The sequence below is a fragment of the Microbacterium sp. Leaf203 genome (assembly GCF_001421275.1).
Taxonomy (GTDB): Bacteria; Actinomycetota; Actinomycetes; order Actinomycetales; family Microbacteriaceae; genus Microbacterium; species Microbacterium testaceum_A.
The window spans coordinates 37128-57442 of record NZ_LMKF01000022.1 but is presented as its reverse complement, the minus strand read 5'-3'; the positions used below and the strand labels follow the sequence as shown (position 1 = coordinate 57442).

The following is a 20315-nucleotide window of genomic DNA, read 5'->3' as shown; positions in this document are numbered from 1 at the left end:
GGGGGGCGTCAGACCCGCGCGGACCCGCCCGCCACGTGCGCGGCGCGGTGGGCGAGGTACGCGGTGCGATCCACGACGGTCATCGGGCGACGGGCGGCGCGGCTATCAGCCAGGCGGGCCGCTTCCCACGCGAGGAGTCCGACCGGCGGCAACAGGAGCAGCGCGGCGACCCACGTCGCCTTGAGGCCGGGGGACGCCTGCGGATCGCGGACGGCGACGATCGCGGCGAAGACGGATGCCGCGTAGACGAGCGCGAAGACGGCGAGAACGATCTGCGCTGACAGCGTGGTGACGAGCATGGTGACCTCCTCAACTCGGACGGCCCGACGGGCCGTGGGTGTGATGTTCTCGGTCTACGCCGGGCGCGAGCGCGCGGCAATCCCTCCGCCGAGGAGCGCAGGAAGTCCATAGCTGGGGCGTAGCCGACGCTCAGACCCTTTCGCGCGCCCAGGCCTGCCGCACGGCCGCACGCAGGGTGCGCGTGTCGGAGCGATCGAGCTCCCGACGGCTGCGGTCGAACGCGGCGCGCGCGGCCTCCCGGAAGAGAGGGGCGTGGCCGGGTGAGGATGCGGCGAGCGACGCAAGGCACTTCTGCAGGCGCACCTGCACCTCGATCACGGCGGCGCCGTCGCGCGCCAACGGTCGGAAGGCGTCGTTGACGAGATCGATGAGGCGTGGCGCCGGGACGAACACCCGCTCGAAATCCACGGTGGAATCGATGGGGACGGCGAAGGCCCTCGAGAAGACGCGGTGGAGCGCCGCGATCACCTCGATCGCCGTACCGGGGTCGTTCGTCGCGGACGAAAGGGCACGGCTGCCGATCTCGGTGAGAGCGATCACTCCGAATCGCGGGTCCTGCTCGTACGTGCGGTGGTTCTCGATTCGGAAGGCTCGCCGCACCGCCGCGGCGACGTCGGCATCGACGGGGCCGTCGACGAGGGCGAGGGGGACCCGTGCATCGGCGATCCTGCCGGGGACGGCGCGGACGTGCACATCGATCTGGTGCTGGCGTGCGAGTCGGTCGAGCCCCGCGACGTCGACATGGGTGACGTATCCGACGCCGTCCGCGTGTACGGGCACCGCTCCCGCTGGGGGCGTCGTGGCGGATCGCGCGCCCAGCGTCGGCCGCGCTGCATGCCACTCGAGTGAGGTCGTGGCCGCCTTCTCGACCCGATCGATGACGTCTGCCATCCGTCCGAAGGTCGACAGGTGGGCGATCCACCGCAGGAGCGTGACGACGACGATGGCGATGATGACGAGGGTCGCCACGAAGAGGATCGTGCGTCCCTGGCTTTCGTAATACCCGGTGGAGAGGGCGACGATTCCGACGAGCGAGAACGCGAAGGCGCCGACGAACGTCGATACGGCATTCTGCGAGGTCGGGTCGGCGATCAGCAGCTGCGTCGATCGTGGGGTGGCGGTCGTCGTCGCCGACGAGAAGGCCGTGACCATCGCCGTGACCGAGAAAGTGCTCACGGTGAGCATCGCCGTGGCGATGATCTGCAGCAGCTCGTCGACGGAGCCGGCCGCGAGATCGACGCTGAACGAGAAGGGCAGCAGAGGCCCCACGAACCGCGCGGCGAGCGCCACCACGATCGAGATCGCGGTGAAGAACGCAGCGCGCACCCACACCTGCCGTCCGAGCCGGAGGAAGAAGGATGCCAGCGGGCTTCGCGTCATCGTCGCCATGGACGCGACGTTATCCGGCGCGCCCCCGCGAACCCGGGGGCTGGACGGATGAGGGACTCGCCTGAAAACGCGCCCTCATTCGCCTACGGATATGCGATGGAAATGTGGGGCAACTTGTCGGACATGCCGTGCTGACAAGGTCGGGTCACCCAACGATCGTCGGATGCCGAGAGGCCCACGCGGATCCCGGTCGTGCTCGTTCCATCACCCGAGGAGCCTGACCCACGCATGTCTGCACACAGCCCCGCATCACGCCCGAGAGTGTCACGCCGCCTCGGCGCCGCCCTCGTGGCGGCCCTGACCCTGTTCGGGCCCGTGCTTGCCGCGCCCGCGGCGCACGCCGCCCCTCCCGCGGCGACCCTGTCGCTGTCGGTGAGCCCTATGAGCGTCACCGCCGGTGACGCGCTCGTCGCCACCATCACCGGATCCGGTGTGAGCGACCTCTACTCCTATGACCTCGAGATCACGTTCGACCCGACGCTGCTCGCTCCCGCGGCCGATGCCCCGACCGGTCCCGCCGGTGGGTTCACCTCGACCGTCACGGGCCCCGGCTCCCTCACCGTCTCGCACACGCGCCTCGGTACGTCTCCCGGTCTGAGCGGCGCGAGCGGTGTGATCCTGGCATCCATCCCCCTCCGGTCGCTCGCGGCCGGGTCGGCCGTCGTCGAGCTGTCGTCGGTGCGTCTCGTGTCGTCGACCGGTGACGTCGTGACGGCCGCAGCGGTGGCCTCCGGAACCGTCGTCATCGCGGCGGCACCCGTCCCCGTTCCGCAGCCGTCCACGTCGTCACCCGCGCCCTCACCCGAGGCGTCCGCGTCCGCGTCGGCGACTCCCGCCCCCGCGGCGAAGGGCCCGGGCGACCTGGCCACGACCGGTGTCGATGCGACGCCGTGGTGGATCGCCGGTGCTCTCGGCGTCGCCCTCATCGCCGGAGGCGCGCTGTTCGTCCTCCGCCGCCGTGAGGCGGTGCAGGAATGACCGCGTCCCGTTCGTCCGTCTTCTTCCGCGAAGGATCCGTCATGACCCCCCTGGCCCGCCGTGTTCTGGCCGTGTCCGCCTCGATCGGTGTCGTCGTCGCCGGGGCCGTCGTCGCCCCCACCGCGGCGCTCGCCGCCCCCGCGCCCGCGCCGTCCGCCGCGCCTTTCCTCGCCCCGTACTACACCGAGCTCGACGTCACCGGCGATGCCCAGGTGACGACGGCCGACCTCGCAGCCCTTGCCCCCCACCTGGGGATGACCTCGAGCGATGCCGGATGGGCGGATGCCGCGGGCTTCGACCTCGACGACGACGGTGCCGTGACGGCATCCGATCTCGCCTTGCTGTCGGAGCGCATCATCTACGACGACGGTCCCTTCCAGATCGTCGAGGCCGATGCCGTGGCGATGCAGGCGGCGATGAACGCGGGCGTGATCACCTCGGTCTCGCTGACCCAGCAGTACCTCGACCGCATCGCCGCGTACGACAAGGTCGTGCGCCCGACCGGCGTGCGACCGCTCAACTCGATCATCACGACGAGCAAGGTCGCGCTCGCCGCCGCAGCGGCAGCAGACGCCATCCGCGCCGAGAAGGGCATGACAGGCATGCTTCTCGGCATCCCGGTGGCGTTGAAGGACAACTACAACACCGCCGACATGCCCACCACCGCCGGCTGCGGCTGCTGGAGCGGCAACCAGACCTCGAGCGACGCGACGATGGTCACGGGGCTCCGCGCCGACGGAGCCGTCATCGTGGCGAAGGCCTCGATGGACGAGTTCGCGATCAACCTGTCGTCGCAGTGGTCGGCGTTCCAGCCCGACGGCACCGCGCTGACCGTGTCGAGCCCGTACGACACGACCCAGACCTCGGGCGGATCGAGCGGCGGCACGGGAGCCGCGATCGCGGCGAACCTCGCCGGCATCGGCTTCGGCACCGACACCGGCGGGTCGATCCGCATCCCCTCGACCTACAACCAGCTCGTGGGCGTACGCCCGACGGTCGGTCTCGCCAGTCGCGACGGCATCGTGCCCCTCGCCCTCTCGCAGGACACCGGTGGTCCGATCGCCCGTTCGGTCCAGGATGCCGCGATCGCCCTCGACGCGGTCGTCGGCGAAGACGCGGGTGACCCGGCCACCGCACGCCAGGCCGGAAAGGTCCCCGAGACGTACACGTCGTACCTCGACGGGGAGTCGTTGAAGGGCAAGAAGATCGGCTACATCGCGTCGATGCTCGGAACGAACCCCACCACCCAGCGTCTCTTCGCCCAGGCGAAGGCGGCCATGGAGGCACGGGGTGCGACCGTGGTCGCCGTCACGGCACCCGACGGGTTCTCGGCGATCGTGGGTGAGGGGAGCGGCAGTGGTCCCGAGTTCAACCACGACCTGCAGAACTACATCACCGCCTACCTCGACCCGACGGTGAGCGCGCGCAGTCTGCTCGCCATTTCGCAGTCGCCGAACATCGTGCCGGGCCGCGCGAGCAACCCGTACGGTCAGCGCGCCGCCGTCACCGAGTCGACCTATCAGGCATGGGCCGGTCCGCAGGGCTCGCACACCCTGCAGCTCGCGAAGGGCAAGCAGATCATGACCGCGTTCATGGACGACCAGAAGCTGGATGCCGTCGTCTACCCGACCGGCAACCCTTACGGCACCATCGGCACGAACATGCGTCTGAGCCCGAACACGGGTCTGCCCGCCGTCACGGTGCCGATGGGCCAGGGGCTCTCGACCGAGGCGTCGACCGGGGGAGTGAACCTCGAGTTCCTCGGCCGCGACTTCGCCGAGGGTCCCCTTCTGGGCCTCGCCTACGGCTTCGAGCAGGCGACCCACGCCCGCACGACGCCCGCGGCCTACGGCCCGCTGGGCTGAGCGATGAGGCGGTCCCGGGCGCTCGCTCGCCCGGGGCCGCCTCGCGCGGGTCCTGTCGTGCGACCTCGAGTTCGCGGCTCGGTAGACTCGGGTCGTTCGGGAGGGTTGTCCGAGCGGCCGATGGACCTGGTCTTGAAAACCAGTGGGCAGCAATGTCCCGTGGGTTCGAATCCCACACCCTCCGCAACGACGAAGCGGGCCCCGCAGGGGTCCGCTTCGTCGTTATCACCGGCTGAGCGGGATGAGAACGTCGTTGGGCCCACGCCGCGCGACTCGTCGACCCGGGTCGTCTCGATCACGCACCGTCGGGACGCCTCCCGCACCTGACCCGCGCCGAAACGCCCGATCTTCACGGGATTCACAGATCCTGATCCCTAGTATTACTGCGACCTCCGGCCGTGCCGCGGGTCGACGTGCTGCCGGGCCGGTGGCATCCGTCTCGAAAGGACCCGAGTGAGCAAGACCTCCACCCCGCGCGGTCAGCGGACCGTCGCGCGCCACGGGCGACTCACCTCGCCGGGCCCCCTCGCGCAGCTGTTCCGCGGCGTGGCGATCGCCCTCGCCGTCCTCCTCGTGTCGGGTGGTGCGGTCCTCGCGTACGCCGCGGTCGACCTCACTCAGAGCTTCACCGCGGACGCGGTCGAGCTCAAGGGTCAGCCGGCGGTCCCGCCGGACCTCGGCGAGCTCAAGGGCGGCGTCAACATGCTCCTCGTCGGCACCGACGAGTGCGAGCCCAGCTTCGCCCAGCTCTTCGGCGATCGCTGCACCGGTGCCGACTCCGAGGGCAGCCTCAACGACGTCAACATGCTGGTCCACATCTCCGACGCGCCCCGCCGGGTCACGGTCATCTCGTTCCCGCGCGACCTGATGGTGCCGATCCCCTCGTGCACCGACAAGGACGGCAACGAGACCTCGGCGATGAGCAAGCAGCAGATCAACTCCGCGTTCTCGTACGGTGGCCTCTCGTGCGTCGTGCAGACGGTCTCGGAGCTCAGCGGCCTCGAGATTCCCTTCGCCGCCAAGGTCAGCTTCGGCGGGGTGATCAACATCACCGACGCGATCGGCGGTGTCGATGTCTGCATCGCGAACGGGATCAAGGACCGCTACACCGGCATCGACTGGCCCGCCGGCATGCGCACGGTGCAGGGTCTCGACGCCCTGCAGTTCCTCCGCACCCGTCACGGCGTCGGCGACGGCGGCGACCTGGGGCGCATCTCGAACCAGCAGCAGTACATGTCGCGTCTGGCCAACAAGCTGAAGAGCCAGGACGTGCTGTCGAACCCCGCGACGCTCTACAAGCTCGCCTCCACCGCTCTGCGCAACGTCGACCCGTCGACCTCGCTGACGAACCCGCTGACGCTGGTGCAGATCGCCTCCGCGGTCAAGGACGTGCCGTTCAACGAGATCGTGTTCATCCAGTACCCGACGTACACCGATCCCTCGAACCCCAACCGCGTCGTGCCCGACCGTACCGACGCCGACACGCTGTGGGCGGCCCTCGCCGCGAACCAGCCGCTGGAGCTCTCTGGCAACCTCAGCGACGGCAACGGCGTGGTCGCCGACCAGAACGCCACCCCGGCGCCCACGCAGGCTCCCGCGCCGGTCGACACCGCCAGCCCCACGCCCACCCAGACGGCCCAGGCCTCCCCGGCCCCGACGTCGGACGCGATCCAGCTGCCGAGCGGCATCGCCGGGCAGACCGCCGCACAGGCGACCTGTTCGAACGGAAACGTCCGCGGTTGACCCTCGCCGCCCGGCATCTCGGACGTGGTTCGAATGCCGGGCGGCATCCGGTTAGTATGGACCGGTGTGTTCGCGCCGCAGGGCGTCGATCACCTGGAGACGTCGCATAGTCAGGCCTAGTGCACCACCCTGCTAAGGTGGAGTCCCCGTAAGGGGACCGAGGGTTCAAATCCCTCCGTCTCCGCAGAAAAAGCCCCGGTTCGCCGGGGCTTTTCTGGTTCCTGCCGACGGCGCCCGCGGGGTGCCGCGAGCGCCGTCGGGTGGCGGTCAGGAGCGGATGAACGCCAGGATGTCCGGGTTGATCACGTCGGCGTGCGTGGTGAGCATGCCGTGGGGGTAGCCCTCGTAGATCTTCAACGTCGCGTTCGACAGCAGCTCGGCCTGCTTGAGGGCGGCGGCCTGGTAGGGCACGACCTGGTCGTCGTCCCCCTGCAGCACGAGCACGGGCACCGAGATCGCTTTCAGATCCTCGGTCTGGTCGGTCTCGGAGAACGCCTTGATGCCGGCGTAGTGGGCGAGGGCGCTGCCGGTCATGCCCTGGCGCCACCAGTTGTCGATCACTCGCTGTTGTACCTCGACGCCCTCGCGGTTGAATCCGTAGAAGGGTCCGGATGCCACATCCTCGAAGAACTGCGCGCGGTTGGCGGCGAGGGCGTCGCGGAACCCGTCGAACACCGACATCGGGAGCCCATCGGGGTTGTCGTCGGTCTGCAGCATCAGGGGCGGAACGGCCGCGACGAGCACGGCTTTGGCGACCCGGCCCTGGGGCTCGCCGTACTTCGCGACGTAGCGGGCGACCTGTCCGCCACCGGTGGAGTGGCCGACGTGGACGGCGTTGCGCAGGTCGAGGTGCTCGACGACAGCGTTCACGTCGCTCGCGTAATGATCCATGTCGTGACCGGTGCCGATCTGCGACGAGCGACCGTGGCCGCGTCGGTCGGTCGCGATCACGCGATAGCCCTCGTTGAGGAAGTAGAGCAGTTGCGCGTCCCAGTCGTCGGATGACAGGGGCCACCCGTGATGGAACACGATGGGCTGAGCGTCGTGATCGCCCCAGTCCTTGAAGAAGATCTCCGCGCCGTCGTCCGTCGTGACGTACCCCATGAGTGAACCTTTCATGTTCTGCTGCTCGGCGGTAAGTGGAGCGAGCGCATCTGGGAGCGCTCACACAACAGCATGAAACCCTCCTCGTCGCCCCGTGTCCAGCACGAGTGCGAAGTGTTCAGCCGCGATGCACCTCGAAGGCACGCGAGTCGTGAACGGATCATCGGTCACGGCGCCGCGGGATCGTCGTCACCGGCCGGGTGGTCAGCCCTGCCGCTCGAACACCATCGTGGCCTGGAAGCCCGCGACGCCCGGTTGCGGGGCGGCCGGCTCCTGGAACTGCTCGGTCCACCGCTGCCCGTCCCACCAGCGCATGCGCCCGGAGCCGTCGTCGTACCACTCTGCCCGCGCGTCGCTCATCGACCGCCCCCTGTTCGTCGCTCCGGACCCCACGGCCGGGTGCCGCTGGGTTCGAGTGTTTCGGAGCCTGCTGCTCCGCTGCAACGCGCGGGGTCAGGCGCGGTGCATCTCCACCGCACTCACGCCCGAGAGCCCCAACCAGGAGCGGCCGTCGGGACCGTCGACCATGGTGAGGAGCACGGCCTCGCACCCGCGGCACCGCGCGACGGCTCCCATCGCCGAGGCGTAGACGGCCGCCGTCGCGAGCAGTCCCGTCAGCCCGCAGTGGGTGCATCGAACTCCGGATGCCGTGGCGTCCCAGCCGAGCAGATCGTCGAGGCGACCGGCGAGGGCATTGCCGTCGAGAAGCGTCATCAGGAGCCTCCGAATCGCTCGGTGCGGATGCGGGTGGATGAGTGACCCGCCTCGATGAGCCAGCCCGCGACCGCCTCGACGAACGGAGTCGGTCCGCAGACGAAGACGCGCGGCTGCTGATCGGCGGGGATGACCGCAGCGCGCAGTCCCTCGGCGGTCAGTCGCGCGGGTGCCCGTTGCGCGTCGGCCGGCGCCCGGCGCGTGTAGACGAGGTCGAGGGCGAAGCGATCATCGACCAGCGTGGCGAGCTCGTCGGCGAAGAACACGTCGTCGGGGGAACGGACGGAGTACAGCAGTCGGAACGTGCTCGGATCGGCGCTGGCCGCGTGCGCGGAGGCCATGGCGAAGAGCGGGACGACCCCGGAGCCACCCGCGATCAGCTGCACCGGAGCGGGGTCGTCGGACGGCGTCCACACGAAGAACGCCCCGAGCGGCCCGTGCACCTCGATCCGGTCGCCCTCGCGCAGATCGTGGACGAGGAACGGCGAGACCTCCCCGTCGGGCACCTCGTCGACGGCGAGCACGATGCGCGTGCCCGGGCCCGCCGATGCGATCGAGTACGACCGGCTCGCCTGGTAGCCGTCGGGTGCGGTGAGGCGCACGTCGAGGTGCGAACCCGCCTCGTTGCCCGGCCACGTGGGCACATCGAGCTCGATGCGTCGGGCGGTCGCGGTCTCGGGGCGCGAGGCGACGACCGTCGCGGTGTGCCAGGCCGCGGTGCGCGCGGTCACCCGTACCGTTCCTCGGGCCAGGGGTCGCCGTGCAGGTGGTAACCGTTCTGCTCCCAGAAGCCCGGCTTGTCGGCGGGCATCGTGATGAGCCCCTGCACCCACTTCGCGCTCTTCCAGAAGTACAGGTGCGGCACCAGTAGGCGGGCAGGTCCCCCGTGCTCGGGCGTCAAAGGCGCCCCGTCGGCCTCGAAGGCGATCCAGCTCTTGCCCCCGAGCAGATCGTCGACGGCGATGTTGGTCGTGTACCCGCCGAACGAGTGCACCATCGCGAAGCGGTGAGAGGTGTCGACCTCGGCGAAGAGACGATCGAGAGAGACGCCGCGCCACGGCATGTCGAGCTTCGTCCAGTGCGTGACGCAGTGGATGTCGACGGTGACGTCCTCGACCCCGAGGGCCTCGAGCTCTGCCCGCGTCCAGCGGTGCACGCCGTTCTCGGTGCCGATCGCGAACTCCCAGCCGTCGTCGTCGACGCGGGGTGTCGGGCCGGCCGACAGCACGGGCCAGTCCCCGACGAGCGTCTGACCGGGAGGGAGTCGGGGGTCGCGCTCGCGTCGTCGTCCCGAGAATCCGCGTGTGATGAACGACATGGGTCTCCTCTGCGGTGGCGGTGGCTTCACCCTAGCCACGGTCGCGTGGCGGCGACAGGGCGCCGAGTGCCGGGGTCTGCCGACGCAGGACGACGCGTGCGCGATGCGACCTCTCGTCGCCGGAACACCTCCCATGGCCATCCGGCCCGGCGCCACCCCGTCGGCCACGGCCCCGCGCCCCGATAGGGTCGTGCCTGCGGTGCGCACCTCGCGCGCCCTCGCACCCCGGGAGAATCGCATGTCCGTCGGACTCCTCGCCGTCGTCGATGACATCCTCAGCGCCGCGATGCGCGCGAGTGCCAAGACGGCCGGAGTCGTCATCGACGACGCCGCCGTCACTCCGCAGTACGTGCAGGGGCTGACGCCCGCGCGCGAGCTGCCCGTGGTCTGGAAGATCGCGCTGGGCAGCATCATCAACAAGTACGTGATCATCATCCCGATCGCGTTGCTGCTCACGACGTTCGCCCCGTGGGTGCTTCCCTACCTGCTCATCATCGGCGGCGGGTTCCTGTGCTTCGAGGGGGCCGAGAAGGTGCTCGAGTGGTTCGGCGTGCACCACGAAGACGCCGAGTCCGACGAGCCGCGCGACGAGAAGAAGCTGGTGCTGGGGGCCGTGCGCACCGACCTCATCCTCAGCACCGAGATCATGCTCATCGCCCTCTCGAGCCTCGACCCGAACTTCGGAATCTGGATGACGCTGGGGGCGCTGCTCATCATCGGTCTGGCCATGACGGTGGTCGTCTACGGCGCGGTCGCGCTCCTGGTCAAAATCGACGACATCGGCCTGCGCTTCATGAAGAGCGAGTCGCGGGGCGTCCGCCGCTTCGGGGCCCGGGTCGTGGCATCCATGCCCGCCGTCTTCCGCGTGATCAGCGTGATCGGCACGGTCGCCATGCTGTGGGTCGGGGGTCACCTGGTGCTGCAGAACCTCGCCGACACCCTCTGGTCGGGCCCGTTCGATCTCGTACACGTCGTGACCCACGCGATCGAGGCCGCGGGACCGGTCGTCGAGTGGATCGTCGAGACGGCGATGTCGGCGGTGTTCGGACTGATCCTGGGGCTGATCATCGTGGGCGTCGTGACGGGCATCTCGCGACTGACGCGCCGGGGCGCGACCGCGCACTGACGCTCAGGCGTGGGCGGTCGAGAAGCGCTCGTGCAGCTCGGCCTTGATCACCTTGCCCGACGCTGTGCGGGGGAGGGCATCGACGATCACGACCTCTTTCGGCAGCTTGTAGCGGGCCACCTGGCCGTCGAGGTGGGCGCGGACGGCGGCGGTGTCGACCTGCGCCCCGGGGGCAATGGTGACCACCGCGAGGGGCACCTCTCCCCAGCGATCGTCCGGGATGCCGATGACCGCGACCCCCGTGATGCCCGGGAGGTCCGCGATGAGCGACTCGACCTCGGCGGGGTAGATGTTCTCGCCACCCGAGATGATCATGTCCTTCGACCGACCGCACACGTACAGGTAACCGTCGGCGTCGAGGTAGCCGAGGTCGCCGGAGCGGAACCAGCCGTCGTCGGTCGTGGCAGCGCGGGTGGCGTCGTCGAGCCCGTGGTACCCGGCGAACACGTTCGGCCCACTGATCTGGATCTCGCCGACCTCTCCGGACGGGACCGGCAGCCCCTGCTCGTCGACCACGCGGCGGTGATGAACGCCCTCACGCCGGGGGACCGGCTGGAGCTGACCCAGCCGCTGAACGACTTCCCGCTCAGGCCCGGCGCCGACCGCTACGTGCTGATCGCCGGCGGCGTGGGTATCACCGCGATGGTGGGCATGGCCGCGCGTCTGCGCGACCGGCGGGCCGACTACCGGCTGCTCTACGCCGGTCGTAGTCGACCGCTCATGGCCTCCGTCGACGACCTGCGCGAGGCGCACGGCGAGCGACTGCGGTTGCACGTGCGCGACGAGGGCACGTCGCTGTCGATCCCCGACCTCGTCGACGGCATCGCGGTGGGGACGGAAGTCTACGTCTGCGGGCCGATCCGCCTGATGGATGCCATCCGGCGGGAGTGGATGACGCAGGGGCGCCCCATCGCGGATCTCCGCATGGAGACCTTCGGCAACAGCGGCTGGTTCGAGGCGCAGGAGTTCGTCGTCCGCGTGCCGGCGAGCGGCATCGAGGCGCGCGTCCGTCCGAATCAGTCGATGCTCGAGGCTCTCGAAGGCGCCGGCGCCGACATGATGTGGGACTGCCGCAAGGGGGAGTGCGGTCTCTGCGAGGTCCGCGTCGTCGGCCTCGCGGGCGACATCGACCACCGGGACGTGTTCTACAGCGAGCGCCAGAAGAACGCCTGCTCGAAGATGTGCTGCTGCGTCTCGCGCGTCGTCGCACGGGACGGCGGCTCCGCCGTGGTGGAGATCGTCACGAGCTGAGGGCCGTGTGGCGCGCCGTCGAGATGGCGGGCGCTGCGCGAGACGACGACGAATCGTGGATCGCCCCGCGCCTCGCGGGTGATCTGGGCGCGTGACCCCGTGCGTCAGTCGTCGAGGCGCGAGTGCTCGCCGAGGCGGTGCCAGGCGCGGTTGTGGTACACCAGCGCGGCTCCGGATTCGCCGGGCTCGAGGTCGCGTTCGACGTCGACCTGCAGGGCTTGAGCGGCGATGACCGTGGAGCCGCCGGCATCCATTCTGCTGACGACCTTGCACCGGAGCCACGCGCGCACGCCGTGGTAGACCGGCTCGCCGGTGGGCAGGCGCGACCACGTCGAGGTGTCGGCGAAGCGATCGAGGCCGCTGGTGGCCCCCGCCCGAGCGAGCGAGATGTCCTCCGCGTCGAGCAGGTGCACCACGATCGTGTCCGCCGCGATGATCGTGGGCGTCGCCGACGACAGCGCGGAGACCGAGAAGATCAGCAGCGGCGGGTCGGCGCTCACCGACGACACCGACGAGGCGGTGAGGGCGACGGGGCCGTTCTCGCCGAACGCGGTGATCACGGCGATGCCGCCGGGGTGGCCGCGGAAGGCCCTCTTGAAGTCGTCCGCCGAGACGGAGGTGCCGATGGCGGGGGTGCTCTCGGGGGCGCCGTGCGGAAGCGAAGTCATGAATACGACGGTAGGCGCTCGCGCGGTGCGAAGGCTCTGCTGGCGCAACACGGCGAAACGCTCTGAGCGATCACGTCCGTGGTGATCTCCTCCGTGTGAGGCTTCACATTTATCAATCCGTGATCATTCGAACGCCCGAATTACTTGACACGGCGCGTTCTGTGAGCGCTAACATTCACACACGGCTCACCCGAGGGGCTGCATCACATGACCGGCATCGGAGCCGGCGAAACGAGGAGGTTTCATCATGAAGGCGAACAAGATCATCGCGGGCATCGCGCTCGTCGGCGCGATCGCGTTCACGGCCACCGGCTGCGCCGGAGCGGGCGGCGGCGGAAACGCCGGCGGCGGCAGCGGCGACAAGATCACGGTCGGCTTCGCCCAGACCGGTTCCGAGAGCGGATGGCGCAGCGCCAACACCGAGTCGATGAAGGAGGCGTTCAGCGAGGCCAACGGCTTCAACCTCGTCTTCAACGCGGCCGACAACAAGCCCGAGGCGCAGATCGCCGCCGTCCGCAGCTTCATCAACCAGGGCGTGGACGCGATCGTCCTCGCACCCATCGTGAGCGACGGCTGGGACGACGTCCTCAAGGAAGCCAAGGACGCCAACATCCCCGTCATCCTCGAGGACCGCACGGTCTCTGCATCCGAGGACCTCTACGCCAGCTGGATCGGCCTCGACTTCAAGAAGGAGGGCGAGACCGCCGGCAAGTGGGTCGCCGACAACTTCGGCACGACGCCCACCAACATGGTCGTCCTCGAGGGCACCACCGGTTCGTCCGCCGCCACCGACCGCGCCACCGGCTTCAACGACGCGATCAAGGGCACCGACATCAAGGTCCTCGACTCGCAGACCGGCAACTTCACCCGCGCCGACGGCAAGACGGTCATGGAGGGCTTCCTCCAGAAGTACGGCTCGCAGATCAACCTGCTCTTCGCCCACAACGACGACATGGGCCTCGGCGCCCTCGAGGCGATCAAGGCCGCCGGCCTCAAGCCCGGCACCGACATCAAGATCGTCACGATCGACGCGGTGAAGGACGGCATGACCGCCCTCTCGAACGGCGAGTTCAACTACATCGTCGAGTGCAACCCGCTCCTCGGTGAGAAGACCGCCGAGGTCGTCAAGAAGGTCGTCGCCGGCGAGTCCGTCGACAAGAGCTACATCGTCGAGGACCAGGCGTTCGACCAGGAGCAGGCCAAGAAGGTCCTGGACAGCCGCCCCTACTGATCCGCAGGGATCCGTCGCCGACTCCCCTCGGCGACACCCCGTNGTGCGGGGTCGGTATCCACCGGCCCCGCACGCTCCCGATCCGAGAAAGCGATCGACAATGACATCCGAACGGGCCGCCGCGACGACCTCCGAACGGGCAGCCGTGGTGGAGATGCGCGGCATCAGCATCCAGTTCCCCGGCGTGAAGGCGCTCGACGGCGTCGACTTCACCCTCTACGCCGGCGAAGTCCACTCCCTCATGGGAGAGAACGGCGCCGGAAAGTCCACTCTCATCAAGGCCCTGACCGGCGTCTACGGGATCGACGACGGCGTCATCCGCGTCGAAGGGACCGAGCGACAGTTCCGGGCCACCGCCGATGCCCAGGCCGCGGGAATCGCCACCGTCTATCAAGAGGTCAACCTCTGCCAGAACCTCACCGTCGGTGAGAACGTCATGCTCGGCAACGAGATCCGACGCGCCGGCATGGTCGACTGGAAGGCCACGCACGCCGCGGCCGCCACCTACCTCGCCGAGCTGGGCGTGCATATCGACACCCGATCGATCCTCGCCAGCCACTCGATCGCCGTGCAGCAGCTGGTCGCGATCAGCCGTGCCATGGTGGTCGACACGAAGGTGCTCGTGCTCGACGAACCCACCTCGAGCCTCGACCGCGGCGAGGTCGAGCAGCTGTTCGGCGTGGTCCGCGATCTGCGCGACCGCGGCGTGGCCATCCTCTTCGTCTCGCACTTCCTGGACCAGATCTACGAGATCTCCGACCGCCTCACGGTGCTCCGCAACGGCACCCTGGTGGGGGAGTACCCCGTCGCGGAACTGGGCCGCGAACAACTCGTGGCGAAGATGATCGGCCGCGAGCTCGGAGAGCTGGATGCCATCTCGGCCAGCGCCGAACGCCCGATCGACCGCACCGGAACGCCGGTGCTGCGCACCCTCTCGCTCGGGCGGAAGAACGCCCTCGAGCCCGTGGACCTCGACGTCTACCCGGGCGAGGTCGTGGGGTTGGCCGGGCTCCTGGGTTCCGGCCGCACCGAGCTCGCCCGCCTCATCGCCGGTGCGGATCGTCCCGACGACGGCACCGTCCAGGTGTCGGGCTCCGGGGCGCGCACCGGGTCGCCGCGGCACGCTCTCGACCGCGGCATCGCGTTCTCGTCGGAGGACCGTCGCGCCGAGGGCATCGTGGGCGACCTGACCGTCGCCGAGAACATCGTGCTCGGCATCCAGGCGCGCCGCGGCGCCCTGCGCAAGATCAGCGCCGCGGAGAAGCAGGCCGTCGTCGAGGAGTACATCACGGCCCTCGGCGTGCGCCCCGCCGACCCCAACGCCCTCATCCGCAACCTCTCGGGCGGCAATCAGCAGAAGGTGCTCCTGGCGCGCTGGCTGGCGACCGCTCCCGAGCTGCTCATCCTCGACGAGCCCACGCGCGGCATCGACGTCGGCGCGAAGGCCGACATCCAGCGCAAGGTCGCCGAGCTCGCCGAGAAGGGCCTCGCGGTCATCTTCATCTCGTCCGAGCTCGAAGAAGTGCTGCGCCTCGCGCAGCGCGTGGCCGTTCTGCGCGACCGTCGTAAGATCGGCGAACTGGCCACCCGCGACGTCGACCTCGACGCGCTCGTGGCCTACATCGCCGAGGGGCAGCCCGAATCGGCCGCAGCCGCGTCACACACCGCACCCGAGACACTGTCGTCCGATCGGGAGAAGATCGCATGAAGAAATTCCTCACCCACCGCCTCGTGTGGCCGATCGCGGCTCTGCTCGCGCTCATCGCCATCAACACGATCTCGCGGCCGTCCTTCCTCAGCATCACCATGCAGAACGGTCAGTTCTACGGGTCGCTGATCGACATCCTGCGCAACAGCGCGCCGCTCATGCTCGTCGCCCTCGGCATGACCCTGGTCATCGCCACCCGGGGCATCGACCTCTCGGTCGGCGCGATCATGGCTGTCTCGGGTGCCGTCGCCCTCACGGTCATCGAGGCCTCGCCCGACCCCGGCAACCTCGGCGTCGTATTCACGGCGATCGCCGCGGCCGTCGGCGTGGCCCTGCTCCTCGGAGTTTGGAACGGCTTCCTCGTGTCGGTGCTCGGCATCCAACCGATCATCGCCACGCTCGTGCTGATGCTCGCCGGTCGCGGCGTCGCCCTGCTCATCACGGGCGGCTTCATCACCACCATCAACAGCGATCCCTACAAGTTCATCGCCGGCGGATACGTCCTGGGGCTCCCCTTCGCGTTCTTCGTCGCGATCTTCGCGGTGATCGTGGTCGGCGTGCTCGAGCGTCGAACGGCCCTCGGCATGCTGACCGAGGCGGTGGGCATCAATCCTGAGGCCAGCCGACTCGCGGGGGTCCGTTCGCGCGGCATCATCTGGGGCGCCTACATCGCCAGCGGCGCTCTCGCGGGGATCGCGGGCATCCTCTACAGCTCGAACATCATGGCCGCCGACGCCAACGCGGCGGGTCTGTACATCGAATTGGATGCCATCCTCGCGGTCGTTCTGGGCGGAACCTCCCTCGCGGGCGGCAAGTTCAGTCTCGCCGGCACGGTCGTGGGCGTCTTCACGATCCAGACGCTGAAGAGCACCATCACGTTCCTCGGCGTCCCCCCGGCGGTCAGCCCCGTGTTCATGGCCGCGGCCGTGCTCATCGTCGTGCTGCTGCAGTCGCGTCGCTTCCGCGCGTACTTCCACACGGCGGGGCGCAGTGCTCTCCGTCCGATCACCCGACGTCCTGACGCAAAGGTGCTGTCCTGATGGCCACTCTCACCGAAGAACGACGCTCGACGTCGTCGTCCGCGGTCTCGTACCGCCGCTTCCTCAGCCGTCACATCTCGTGGGTGCCGGTGTTCGCCGCGGTGATCATCCTGGTCGTGATGATCGCGGGAGCCATGTGGTACTTCCCGAACTTCCAGCTGAACCGCATCATGTCGTCGATCCTGCTCGACAACGCGTACCTGCTCGTCCTCGCGGTGGGAATGACGTTCGTCATCCTCACCGGCGGCATCGACCTCTCGGTCGGGGCGGTCATGGCCTTCACCGGCATCCTCTGCGCGAAGATGCTCGGCGACGGCGTGCCGGTCGCGGTGGCGATCCCCGCGATGGTGCTCATCGGCGCGGCGATCGGTCTGCTCATCGGCATCCTGGTGCAGTTCTTCGACGTGCAGCCGTTCATCGCCTCGCTGATCGGCATGTTCCTCGCTCGCGGTCTCGCCTTCGTCGTCAGCCTCGAATCGATCAAGGTCGACAACGAGGGTCTGCTGTGGCTCCAGTCGACGCGCTTCTCGTTCGCGGGGTGGTACATCACCCCCACCGGGATCATCGCGTTGCTGACCGTCGCTCTCGCCGCGTTCGTGCTGCGCTACACGCGCTTCGGCCGCACGGTGTACGCCGTCGGCGGCAACGAGCAGTCGGCTCGCCTCATGGGACTCCCCGTCGTCCGCGCGAAGCTGTCGGTCTACGTCATCAGCGGGGTGTGCGCGGGACTGGCCGGGATCGTCCTGACCGCGTACTCCGGTGCCGGCTACCCGCTGAACGGTGTGGGCACCGAGCTCGACACGATCGCCGCGGTGGTCATCGGCGGCACCCTTCTGACCGGAGGCAGCGGATTCGTCATCGGGTCGATGATCGGCGTCTTCGTGTACGGCCTCATCCGCACGATCATCTCGTTCTCGGGTGCGGAGCAGTCGTGGACGCGCATCACCGTCGGCGCCCTGCTGCTGCTGTTCGTGGTCGTGCAGCGGGTGATCGTCTCGCGCTCCGCCCTCAGCAGGTGAGGCCTTCACCCGCGGCGGCGCGAAACATGCTCCGCGGCGGTGTTAGCGCTCTCGCTCCGTCGCGGGCATGATGGAACCCATGCCCGCCGCCGTCGCCCCGCCCCTCCTCGAGGTGCGCGGGGCGTCGGTGCGTTTCGGGGTCGAGGCGGCCTTGTCCGGAGTCGACTTCCGTCTGCGAGCCGGCGAGGTCCACTCGCTGATGGGCGAGAACGGGGCCGGCAAGTCGACGCTGATCAAGGCGATCACCGGGGCGTTGCGTCTCGACGACGGCGAGATCCTCATCGAGGGACGACCGGTGCGGCTGTCGTCTCCGGCCGAAGCCCAGGCCGCCGGCATCTCGACGGTCTACCAAGAGATCGATCTGCTGCCCAACCTCACGGTGGCCGAGAACATCTCCCTCGGACGTGAGCCCCGCCGGTGGGGGATGATCGACCACGCCGAGATGCGCCGCCGAGCCTCGTCGGCCCTGGCGGCTCTCGGCGTCGACGTCGACCCGGCGTCGGTCCTGTCGTCCCACCCGCTCGCGGTGCAGCAGCTCGTCGCGATCGCCCGCGCTGTGTCGGTCGAGGTGAAGGTGCTCGTCCTCGACGAGCCCACCTCGAGTCTCGACGCCGACGAGGTCGCCGAGCTCTTCCGCGTCATCCGCGAGCTCAAGGACACCGGTATCGCGGTGGTGTTCGTCTCGCACTTCCTCGATCAGGTCTACGAGATCTGCGATCGCGTCACCGTGCTGCGCGGCGGCCATCTGGTCGGCGAGTACGCCACGCGCGAGCTCCTGCGGATCGATCTCGTCGAGAAGATGCTGGGCGCCGCCGCGGGGGTCCTCGCCCCGCTCGGGCAGCGCACCGTCGACGACAGCGAGGGGCCGGCGGTCGTCAGCGCACGCGGGCTCACCGCCGGACCGCGGCTACGTGAGGCCGACCTCGACCTCGCCGAGGGTGAGGTCATCGGGGTCGCGGGCCTGCTCGGATCGGGTCGCAGCGAACTCGCCCGGGCGTTGACCGGGGTCGACCGCCCGGGATCGGGCGAGGTGTTCGTCGACGGTGCTCCCGTGCGCTTCGGCTCGCCGCGCGAGGCGATGAGCCGTCGCATCGCCTACTCGTCCGAGAACCGGCGCACCGAGGGGGTCATCGGCGACCTCAGCGTGCTCGACAACATCAGCCTCGCCCTCCAGGCGCAACGCGGCGTCCTGCGCCGGATGAGCACCGCGCGACGCCGTGAGTTGGCAACCAGCTGGGTCGAGGCTCTGCACATCCGCCCCGCGGACATCGATCGCCCCGTCTCGACGCTGTCCGGAGGCAATCAGCAGAAGGTGCTCCTCGCGCGGCTTCTCGCGCTCTCTCCCCGCGTGATCGTGCTCGACGAACCCACGCGCGGCATCGACGTCGGTGCCAAGGCCGAGATCCAGCGCCTCGTGGGGGAGCTGTCCGACAACGGTCTCTCGATCATCTACATCTCGGCCGAGCTCGACGAGGTGCTCCGCGTCGCCCACCTGGTGGCCGTCATGCGTGACGGCGTCCTGGCGCAGATCGTCCCCGCCGCCGATCTCACCCCCGATGCCCTCCTGGCTCTCGTGGCCAAGCCCGAGAGTCCCGGTGAGGCGGCGAATGGCTGACGACAAAGCGGCACGCACGGCGAACATCTTCGATGTGGCCCGGCTGGCGGGCGTCTCGCACCAGACGGTCTCGCGCGTGCTCAACAACATGCCGAACGTGCGTCCCGCCACCCGCGCGCGCGTCGAGCAGGCCATCGCCCAGCTGCGGTACAGCCCCTCGCCGGCGGCGCGCGCCCTCGTGACGCGGCGCACCCGCACGATCGGTCTGGTCACCCCGGGCAACGTCGACTACGGTCCCTCGTCTATCGCCATGAACTTCAACTTCGCCGCGCGCGCGGCGCGGTACAACGTAGATGCCATCAGCTCCCCGCAGAGCGACGCGGTCGCTGTGCGCGCCGCGATCGACGGTCTTCTCAAACAGCGCGTGGATGCCATCGTGCTCATCGTCGTCGACACCGAGGTGCTGGCATCCGTCCAGGCCCTCGACCTGGACATCCCCATCGTCGCCTCGGCCACGACCAGTCGTCCGCACCCGCGGCTCGTCGCGATCGATCAGTATCGCGCGGGCCGCAGCGCCGTGCGGCACCTGCGCGAGGCGGGGTACGGTCCGATCCGTCATATCGCCGGTCCCGCTCGCAACCCCGACGCGGTGGAGCGCATCCGCGGATGGCGCGAGGAGCTCGCGTCCTCGCGCAGCGAATCGACCGCCCTCGTCCACGGCGACTGGTCGGCCGAGAGCGGTTACCGCATCGCGAGCGAGGCCGACATCGCCCCCGGCGAGGGGATCTTCGTCGCCAACGACCACATGGCGATCGGTGTTCTCTCGGCCCTCCGCGAACGCGGACTGCGGGTGCCCGAAGACGTCGGGGTCGTCGGAATCGACGACGTCCCCGAGGCGGCGTTCCTCTACCCGTCGCTGACGACCGTGCGGCAGGACTTCGCCGCCCTGGGCGAGATCCTCATGCAGAAGGTGCTGCTGGCGGTCGAAGAACCCGACACGGTGAGCGAGAGCACGCCCCTGCCCACGCGCCTCATCGTGCGCGATTCGGCGCCGGTCGAACGGCCTGTCGGCTCACGCCGACCCCGCTGACCTCGAGCTCGCCGCCGGCGTGTCGGGGCGATCGAGGCGGCCCCGAGACCCCACCGCCGCCGTGACGACCACGTCCGCGGAGCGGGACGCCGTGCTGGCCGGGAAACGAGATGTGATGACACGCCATCGGGGCACCAGGCCCGCGGCTGTTGACGTAACCATGCTGGTGGTCTGGGCGTGTGAGCGCTAACATGCGAGGACCGTCGAAGACGACGG

At 69.3% G+C, this 20315-nt stretch carries 20 protein-coding genes and 2 tRNA genes; 13 read left to right on the top strand and 9 right to left on the bottom strand.

The genetic code is table 11. The features are described 5' to 3' along the window. Positions 1-8: 8 nt before the first annotated feature. Positions 9-299, bottom strand: coding sequence for a PLDc N-terminal domain-containing protein (locus tag ASE56_RS01585; protein WP_056224328.1), 291 nt, complete (start codon positions 297-299; stop codon positions 9-11). 130 nt (positions 300-429) lie between these two features. Next, the gene (locus ASE56_RS01580; RefSeq protein ID WP_056224326.1) at positions 430-1689 is read right to left on the bottom strand and encodes a DUF2254 domain-containing protein; all 1260 of its coding nucleotides are present in this window, start codon (positions 1687-1689) and stop codon (positions 430-432) included. A 261-nt stretch (positions 1690-1950) separates the two neighbouring features. Between ASE56_RS01580 and ASE56_RS01575 the strand changes: the two genes are divergently transcribed. From ASE56_RS01575 to ASE56_RS01555, 5 genes are all read left to right on the top strand, one after another. Next, positions 1951-2667: a cohesin domain-containing protein gene (locus tag ASE56_RS01575; protein ID WP_056224323.1), complete on the top strand. Its 717-nt coding sequence runs from the start codon at positions 1951-1953 to the stop codon at positions 2665-2667. Positions 2668-2708: 41 nt separating this feature from the next. Further along, positions 2709-4532, top strand: a complete 1824-nt coding sequence (locus tag ASE56_RS01570; protein ID WP_056227997.1) for an amidase family protein — start codon at positions 2709-2711, stop codon at positions 4530-4532. Positions 4533-4631: 99 nt separating this feature from the next. Then, a tRNA-Ser gene (locus ASE56_RS01565) sits at positions 4632-4716 on the top strand. A gap of 269 nt (positions 4717-4985) precedes the next feature. Further along, positions 4986-6275 carry an LCP family protein gene (locus ASE56_RS01560; protein ID WP_056224321.1) on the top strand — a complete coding sequence of 430 codons (1290 nt, stop codon included), beginning with the start codon at positions 4986-4988 and terminating at the stop codon, positions 6273-6275. A gap of 95 nt (positions 6276-6370) precedes the next feature. Next, positions 6371-6459 (top strand) — tRNA-Ser (locus ASE56_RS01555). An 83-nt stretch (positions 6460-6542) separates the two neighbouring features. Here the strand turns inward: ASE56_RS01555 and ASE56_RS01550 are convergent. The 5 genes from ASE56_RS01550 to ASE56_RS01535 form a co-directional block, all read right to left on the bottom strand. Further along, entirely contained in the window at positions 6543-7379 is an 837-nt protein-coding gene (locus ASE56_RS01550) for an alpha/beta fold hydrolase (protein ID WP_056224319.1), read from the bottom strand. Between the two features lie 204 nt (positions 7380-7583). Next, positions 7584-7739 carry a DUF2510 domain-containing protein gene (locus ASE56_RS16785; RefSeq protein ID WP_156371574.1) on the bottom strand — a complete coding sequence of 52 codons (156 nt, stop codon included), beginning with the start codon at positions 7737-7739 and terminating at the stop codon, positions 7584-7586. Between the two features lie 93 nt (positions 7740-7832). Beyond that, entirely contained in the window at positions 7833-8093 is a 261-nt protein-coding gene (locus ASE56_RS01545; RefSeq protein ID WP_056224317.1) for a DUF6510 family protein, read from the bottom strand. Continuing rightward, positions 8093-8824 carry an FAD-binding oxidoreductase gene (locus ASE56_RS01540; RefSeq protein ID WP_056224314.1) on the bottom strand — a complete coding sequence of 244 codons (732 nt, stop codon included), beginning with the start codon at positions 8822-8824 and terminating at the stop codon, positions 8093-8095. Before ASE56_RS01540 ends, ASE56_RS01545 begins: the two co-directional genes overlap by 1 nt. Then, complete coding sequence (locus ASE56_RS01535; protein ID WP_056224312.1) at positions 8821-9411, bottom strand: molybdopterin-dependent oxidoreductase; 591 nt, start codon at positions 9409-9411, stop codon at positions 8821-8823. Before ASE56_RS01535 ends, ASE56_RS01540 begins: the two co-directional genes overlap by 4 nt. A 238-nt stretch (positions 9412-9649) precedes the next feature. On the opposite strand from ASE56_RS01535, the gene ASE56_RS01530 reads away from it, so the two are divergent. Then, the gene (locus tag ASE56_RS01530) at positions 9650-10537 is read left to right on the top strand and encodes a DUF808 domain-containing protein (RefSeq protein ID WP_056227994.1); all 888 of its coding nucleotides are present in this window, start codon (positions 9650-9652) and stop codon (positions 10535-10537) included. A 3-nt stretch (positions 10538-10540) separates the two neighbouring features. Here the strand turns inward: ASE56_RS01530 and ASE56_RS01525 are convergent, their stop codons facing one another. Next, positions 10541-11053, bottom strand: coding sequence for a class I adenylate-forming enzyme family protein (locus ASE56_RS01525; protein ID WP_056224310.1), 513 nt, complete (start codon positions 11051-11053; stop codon positions 10541-10543). A gap of 9 nt (positions 11054-11062) precedes the next feature. Here ASE56_RS01525 and ASE56_RS01520 point away from each other — a divergent pair, with 9 nt between their 5' ends. Then, positions 11063-11788 (top strand): PDR/VanB family oxidoreductase, encoded by a 726-nt coding sequence (locus tag ASE56_RS01520; RefSeq protein WP_082450273.1) that lies wholly within the window; start codon positions 11063-11065, stop codon positions 11786-11788. Between the two features lie 104 nt (positions 11789-11892). On the opposite strand, the gene ASE56_RS01515 is transcribed toward ASE56_RS01520, so the two are convergent. Continuing rightward, the gene (locus ASE56_RS01515) at positions 11893-12456 is read right to left on the bottom strand and encodes a flavin reductase family protein (protein WP_056224308.1); all 564 of its coding nucleotides are present in this window, start codon (positions 12454-12456) and stop codon (positions 11893-11895) included. Positions 12457-12703: 247 nt separating this feature from the next. Between ASE56_RS01515 and ASE56_RS01510 the strand changes: the two genes are divergently transcribed. From ASE56_RS01510 to ASE56_RS01485, 6 genes are all read left to right on the top strand, one after another. Further along, the gene (locus ASE56_RS01510; protein ID WP_056224306.1) at positions 12704-13687 is read left to right on the top strand and encodes an ABC transporter substrate-binding protein; all 984 of its coding nucleotides are present in this window, start codon (positions 12704-12706) and stop codon (positions 13685-13687) included. Positions 13688-13787: 100 nt separating this feature from the next. Further along, entirely contained in the window at positions 13788-15395 is a 1608-nt protein-coding gene (locus ASE56_RS01505; RefSeq protein WP_056224304.1) for a sugar ABC transporter ATP-binding protein, read from the top strand. Further along, a complete protein-coding gene (locus tag ASE56_RS01500) occupies positions 15392-16435 on the top strand; it encodes an ABC transporter permease (protein ID WP_056224302.1) in 1044 nt (347 codons plus the stop codon). The genes ASE56_RS01505 and ASE56_RS01500 overlap by 4 nt, the downstream gene beginning before the upstream one ends. Continuing rightward, positions 16435-17454 (top strand): ABC transporter permease, encoded by a 1020-nt coding sequence (locus tag ASE56_RS01495; protein ID WP_056224301.1) that lies wholly within the window; start codon positions 16435-16437, stop codon positions 17452-17454. Before ASE56_RS01500 ends, ASE56_RS01495 begins: the two co-directional genes overlap by 1 nt. A gap of 79 nt (positions 17455-17533) precedes the next feature. Continuing rightward, entirely contained in the window at positions 17534-19069 is a 1536-nt protein-coding gene (locus ASE56_RS01490; protein WP_327037356.1) for a sugar ABC transporter ATP-binding protein, read from the top strand. Beyond that, positions 19062-20099: a LacI family DNA-binding transcriptional regulator gene (locus tag ASE56_RS01485; protein WP_056224297.1), complete on the top strand. Its 1038-nt coding sequence runs from the start codon at positions 19062-19064 to the stop codon at positions 20097-20099. The genes ASE56_RS01490 and ASE56_RS01485 overlap by 8 nt, the downstream gene beginning before the upstream one ends. Positions 20100-20315: the final 216 nt, after the last annotated feature.

What these genes read in the sequence shown, in the direction of transcription:
- ASE56_RS01585 (WP_056224328.1), bottom strand. Translation starts at nt 299, where the DNA reads ATGCTCGTCACCACGCTGTCAGCGCAGATCGTTCTCGCCGTCTTCGCG.
- ASE56_RS01580 (WP_056224326.1), bottom strand. Translation starts at nt 1,689, where the DNA reads ATGGCGACGATGACGCGAAGCCCGCTGGCATCCTTCTTCCTCCGGCTC.
- ASE56_RS01570 (WP_056227997.1), top strand. Translation starts at nt 2,709, where the DNA reads ATGACCCCCCTGGCCCGCCGTGTTCTGGCCGTGTCCGCCTCGATCGGT.
- ASE56_RS01550 (WP_056224319.1), bottom strand. Translation starts at nt 7,379, where the DNA reads ATGGGGTACGTCACGACGGACGACGGCGCGGAGATCTTCTTCAAGGAC.
- ASE56_RS16785 (WP_156371574.1), bottom strand. Translation starts at nt 7,739, where the DNA reads ATGAGCGACGCGCGGGCAGAGTGGTACGACGACGGCTCCGGGCGCATG.
- ASE56_RS01545 (WP_056224317.1), bottom strand. Translation starts at nt 8,093, where the DNA reads ATGACGCTTCTCGACGGCAATGCCCTCGCCGGTCGCCTCGACGATCTG.
- ASE56_RS01535 (WP_056224312.1), bottom strand. Translation starts at nt 9,411, where the DNA reads ATGTCGTTCATCACACGCGGATTCTCGGGACGACGACGCGAGCGCGAC.
- ASE56_RS01530 (WP_056227994.1), top strand. Translation starts at nt 9,650, where the DNA reads ATGTCCGTCGGACTCCTCGCCGTCGTCGATGACATCCTCAGCGCCGCG.
- ASE56_RS01520 (WP_082450273.1), top strand. Translation starts at nt 11,063, where the DNA reads ATGAACGCCCTCACGCCGGGGGACCGGCTGGAGCTGACCCAGCCGCTG.
- ASE56_RS01515 (WP_056224308.1), bottom strand. Translation starts at nt 12,456, where the DNA reads ATGACTTCGCTTCCGCACGGCGCCCCCGAGAGCACCCCCGCCATCGGC.
- ASE56_RS01510 (WP_056224306.1), top strand. Translation starts at nt 12,704, where the DNA reads ATGAAGGCGAACAAGATCATCGCGGGCATCGCGCTCGTCGGCGCGATC.
- ASE56_RS01505 (WP_056224304.1), top strand. Translation starts at nt 13,788, where the DNA reads ATGACATCCGAACGGGCCGCCGCGACGACCTCCGAACGGGCAGCCGTG.
- ASE56_RS01500 (WP_056224302.1), top strand. Translation starts at nt 15,392, where the DNA reads ATGAAGAAATTCCTCACCCACCGCCTCGTGTGGCCGATCGCGGCTCTG.
- ASE56_RS01495 (WP_056224301.1), top strand. Translation starts at nt 16,435, where the DNA reads ATGGCCACTCTCACCGAAGAACGACGCTCGACGTCGTCGTCCGCGGTC.
- ASE56_RS01490 (WP_327037356.1), top strand. Translation starts at nt 17,534, where the DNA reads ATGCCCGCCGCCGTCGCCCCGCCCCTCCTCGAGGTGCGCGGGGCGTCG.
- ASE56_RS01485 (WP_056224297.1), top strand. Translation starts at nt 19,062, where the DNA reads ATGGCTGACGACAAAGCGGCACGCACGGCGAACATCTTCGATGTGGCC.